The following is a 4609-nucleotide window of genomic DNA, read 5'->3' on the forward strand; positions in this document are numbered from 1 at the left end:
AAAACCCGCGCGGCTGGAGAGCACCCGCGCGGGTTCATGGAGAAGATGGGGCGTCGGCTGGCCAGTCCGCCGATCCAGGGGGGCTGGGGGGGCTGTTCAGGATCCGGGACCACCGGGGTCTGACCAACCGACAAATGCAATATGAGAACCTCATCAGGCGCTCGCGGGTCGGGAATAAGGTCATTTCGGGGCGGCGGGATCCTGTCGCGGGCGGCTGGCGTCGCCGCGGGGATTCAGTCTAGGCTGCGTTTCGATGGCATTCGATCCGTCCTACGCCTCGCCCCGCCAGGCGAGCGTCTTCTTCGAGCGGCGCGAGCTGCTCCGGTTGCTTTCCCTCTATGGGCGGATGGTTTCGGCCGGCGAGTGGCGCGACTACGCCATCGATGGCCTGCGCGAATCGGCGGTGTTCTCGGTCTACCGGCGCGCCTCGGAAGCCCCGATCTACCGCATCGAGAAGCGCCCGAGCCTGGCGCGCCGCCAGGGCGCCTGGGCCGTGCTGGGCCAGGGCGGCGTGATCCTGCGCCGCGGTCACGACCTGGAGCAGGTCCTGAGGGTCTTCGACCAGGGCCGCTTCAGGGTCGTCGAATAGGACCCGCGACGGCCCGTCCGGCCTCAGCGCGCGGCGTTGGACAGCGCCCGATAGCGGTGAACCGGCGCCGGCATCGGCGAGTCCGCGCCGCGGACGCTCTTCCAGATGATCTCGTTCAGCCGGCGCATGGGCGCCTCGTCGGCCTCCGCGAAGTTCATGCCGGCGCTCTCGAGGGCGCCATAGGCTTGCGGCGAATTCTTCTCGTTGACGTCCCACTGTGCTGGCAGGCCCTTGAAAGGCGTCAGATCGGCCGTGGTCCCGAACGCAGCGAAATAAGGGGTCGCGGCGGCGTCGTACTGGCTGAGCGGCGGCATCCCGAGCAGCAGCTCGATGGACCGCACCATCGAGCTGGTGGTGTAGAGCGTTGAGTCCACGATCCCGCGCTTGATGTAGGGGCTGATCACCAGGCAGGCGGTGCGCCGCGCATCCACATGATCGGGGCCGTCCTGGGCGTCGTCCTCCATGATGAAGACCGCCATCTGCGGCCAATACCGGCTGTGGGTCAGGCGCTCCAGCATCTGGCCGAGCGCCACGTCCTGGTTGGCGACCATGGCCCTGGGGGTGAACGACTTCGGGTCGGTCCCGTGGGTGTGGTTTTCCTGCATGGACATGACGATGTAGTTCGGCAGGCGCTGGTTCGGGTCCTGGGAGTCGTAGTTGGCCTCATAGCCCGCGAGTTCGTCGAGAAAGACCTTGGCGTTCTCGGTGTCGCGCACGCGGTTCTGCAGGTAGTTGGCGGCGACGTGTCCGATCAGGCCGTTGGCGCCCGGCACGCTCGACATCGGCTCGCCGGTCGAGGCGCGCGTCGCGTACTCGCCGTAGCTCCGGTAGGTCAGGCCCTTGCGGCGCGCGGCGTCCCAAAGATAGCCGGACGACGGCATGTAGGCGAGCGAGCGGTTCTGCGCCTGGCTGTGGCCGCCATAGTTGGCGGGCCAGGACTTCTCGTTCTGGTCGGTGGCATAGGCCGCGTTGGCCCAGGAGTGGCCGTCCTGGCTGACGTCGCCATCGGCGTAGCAGTTGTCGAAGGCCGCGAACTGCTCGGCCATGGCGTGCTGATTGGGCGTGATCTGACGCCCGAAGATCGCCAGCCGGGGATCGCCGTTGGTGTGGGGCAGGTCACCGTAGACCTGATCGTAGGTGCGGTTTTCCTTGATGATGTAGACGATGTGCTTGATCGGCGAGCCTTCGCCCACCTTGCTCGGCAGGATGCTCGGCGACGCCGGCGGGCGGGCCTGCGCCAGCAAGGTGTCATTGTAGGGCGTATTGGCGACGACCTTGCGGGTCCAGGCGGCCAGACGGGTCTTCAGGCCCGCCAACGGCAACCGCTCAACGCTCGATGTCTGAAGCGTCTTGACCGAGTCGTCAGGTCCGTCCTTGGCGCGCAAGGGGCTGTTGGGACCCTTCAGGTTGGCATGCCCGGACTCGCCCTTGCTCGAACCGATGTATAGCGCCTGGCCCGCCTCGCCCAGGGTGATGGCCGAGGGGTACCAGCCCGCCGGGATGAACCCCAGGACATCGCTGTGGGCGCGCGCGGCGATATTCACGACGGCCACGTCGTTGTTGTCGGCGTTGGCCACAAACAGCAGGTGACGCCTGGCGTCCAGCGCCAGCGAATTGGGCGTCGAGCCCTCGGGCGCCTTGGGATAGAGCGCGGTGGAGATGATTTCCAGGACCTCCAGCGTCCGGCTGTCGATCACATAGACGCTGTTCTCGTTGGAGCAGGCCACGAACAGCCGCCCGTCGGCGGCCAGCACCATGTCGTTGGGGTTGAAGCCCACCGGGATGGTCTTGATGACCTTCAGGCTCGCCGCGTCGATGACGCTGACCGACTTGTCGCCCCAGTTGGAGACGAACAACCGCCTTCCGTCCCGGGACAGCGCTAGCTCGTAGGGGCTGACGCCGACGCGAACCCGGCCCTTGATGGCGCCGGTCGCGACGTTGAACTGCACGACGTCGGTGGCCGTCATCGACGTGCCGCGGTTCGCGGCCCAGACGATCCCGCGCTTCGGATCCGCCAGCACGCCCGACCACCAGATCTGGTCCATCGGCAAGCTGTCCGTGAACCGCGCCTTGGGCTTCGGATCGAAGCGGCCCTTGGCGTAGCTCAGCGCGTAGATCGGTGCGGTCGAGGCCTCGACTTTCTTCTCACCGTTGGCGTTGCCGCCGGAAACATAGAGGGTGTGACCGTCGCCGGACCAGCTGAGGCCCAGCCAGGCGGTCTTCAGAGGCACCTCCTGCACCAATTTGTGGGTCTTCGCGTCGATGACGCTGAGGCCGTGCGGCAGGTATCCGCCGTGGCCGGCCACGATCACCTTGCCGTCGGGCGAGGGGAGCATCTTCAGGACCAGGTCGCCGAGGTCGGCGATGGATTTGCCCGCCGGGGTGATCCGCCAGCCGTTGGGCAGGTCAAAGCCGCCGCCCGGAATCGGGCCCGGCAGCGCCTGTGTCGCCTCGCCGATCGGACGCGGGCTGGCCGCGGGTTCGGCGTTCGCGGCGCCGGCGGCGAGACCCGCGACAGTGAGGGCGGCCAGGACGAATGGATGAAATAGACGCATGGGACGACCCCGGGGTTTGGTCTTTGGGTTCAGTAACCGACCAGTGCGCCGGCGACGAGCACGCCGGAACAATCAGCCTCGCCGCCAAGACCAGCGACCGTCAATCCTGCGCGCGCATTGCGACAGTTCTCCCGGCGCCATATCCGCGGCAGCCCTCAGTCCGGGGCGCCCGCCCGCCGCAAACCGCGCGAGCGCCGCCACGCGCCGCAGGCGAACACCGCCGCTCCGCCCCAGATGAACAGGAACGAGATGGCCCGCAGCGGCCCGAACGCCTCGCCCTCGGCCACGCCGATGGCGATGCCGATGGTCGGGCCGATGAACTGCATGAAGCCCATCACCGACAACGGCAGCCGCCGCGCGCACCACGAGAACAGCACCAGCGGCGCCGCGGTGATCGGGCCGGACGCCAGCAGCCACAGCGTCGTACCGGGCGACTGGGTGAAGTGTCCCAGGCCGTGACCGGCGAGCCACAGCGCATAGACCAGGCCCGGGACGGACAGGAACAGGCACTCGATGAACAGCCCGGTCTGGGCGTCGGCCCTCACCTGTTTGCGCACCACGCCATAGCCGCCGAACGAGACGGCCAGCGCCAGCGAGATCAGCGGCAGATGGCCGATGGCCAGGCCCTGGATCACCACCCCGACCGTCGCTAGCCCAATGGCGACCGCCCCGATTCGGTCGATCCGCTCACGAAACAACAGGGCCCCCGCCGCCATGTTGATCAGCGGCGTGATGTAGTAGCCGAGGCTGGATTCCAGCACCCGGCCATGGGTCACCGCCCAGATGAACACGCTCCAGTTGACGGCGATCAGTGTCGACGACAGCGCCAGCCACGCCAGGACCCGGCGGTCGCTGAACACCCTCAGCACCTGTCGCCCCTGCCGCGCCGCGAGCACGAAGGCCAATGCCGTGGGCGTGCCCCAGAGCGTGCGGTGGGCGAGGATTTCCCACGGACCCACGCCGAGGCGCCCGATGGCCTGGAAGACCAGCGGCACGAAGCCCCAGATCAGGTAACAGCCGATCCCCGCCATCAGCGCCAGGCGGGTTTCTCCGCCTTGCGCCCCGGAGGTCATGGCGTCAGGCGAGGGTTTTTTGGCGGATCAGGCCGCGCGCGTGGAGCAGCTCGGCGATCTGCACCGCATTGAGCGCGGCGCCCTTGCGCAGGTTGTCGGCCACCACCCAGATGTTCAGCCCGTGCTCGACGGTCGAGTCGTTGCGGATGCGGCTGACGAAGACCGGGAACTCCCCTTGCGCCTCCTTCGGCGTCATGTAGCCGGTGTCCTCGCGCTTATCGATGACATTGATCCCGGGCGCCTCGCGCAGGATGTCGCGCGCCTCGTCCTCGTCCAGATGGTCGTGGAACTCGATGTTCACCGCTTCGGAATGGCCGACCATGACCGGGACGCGCACGCAGGTGACCGTCAGCTTGATGGCCGGGTCGATCATCTTGTGGGTCTCGTTCCAC

General features: G+C 67.7%; 4 protein-coding genes. 1 reads left to right on the top strand and 3 read right to left on the bottom strand.

The annotated features are described in order from the left end of the window. Nucleotides 1-253: 253 nt before the first annotated feature. Entirely contained in the window at nucleotides 254-589 is a 336-nt protein-coding gene (locus tag RMN86_RS14620; protein WP_309606592.1) for a DUF2794 domain-containing protein, read from the top strand. A gap of 23 nt (nucleotides 590-612) precedes the next feature. On the opposite strand, the gene RMN86_RS14625 is transcribed toward RMN86_RS14620, so the two are convergent. The 3 genes from RMN86_RS14625 to RMN86_RS14635 all read right to left on the bottom strand — a co-directional run. Then, nucleotides 613-3144, bottom strand: coding sequence for an alkaline phosphatase family protein (locus RMN86_RS14625; RefSeq protein ID WP_309606593.1), 2532 nt, complete (start codon nucleotides 3142-3144; stop codon nucleotides 613-615). Between the two features lie 155 nt (nucleotides 3145-3299). Further along, on the bottom strand, nucleotides 3300-4217 hold the full coding sequence (gene rarD, locus RMN86_RS14630; protein ID WP_309606594.1) for an EamA family transporter RarD: 918 nt from the start codon (nucleotides 4215-4217) through the stop codon (nucleotides 3300-3302). A gap of 4 nt (nucleotides 4218-4221) precedes the next feature. Beyond that, the coding region (locus RMN86_RS14635; RefSeq protein ID WP_309606595.1) for an Asd/ArgC dimerization domain-containing protein at nucleotides 4222-4609 on the bottom strand (388 nt) is incomplete at its 5' end.

The organism is Phenylobacterium sp., assembly GCF_031360265.1.
GTDB lineage: Bacteria > Pseudomonadota > Alphaproteobacteria > Caulobacterales > Caulobacteraceae > Phenylobacterium.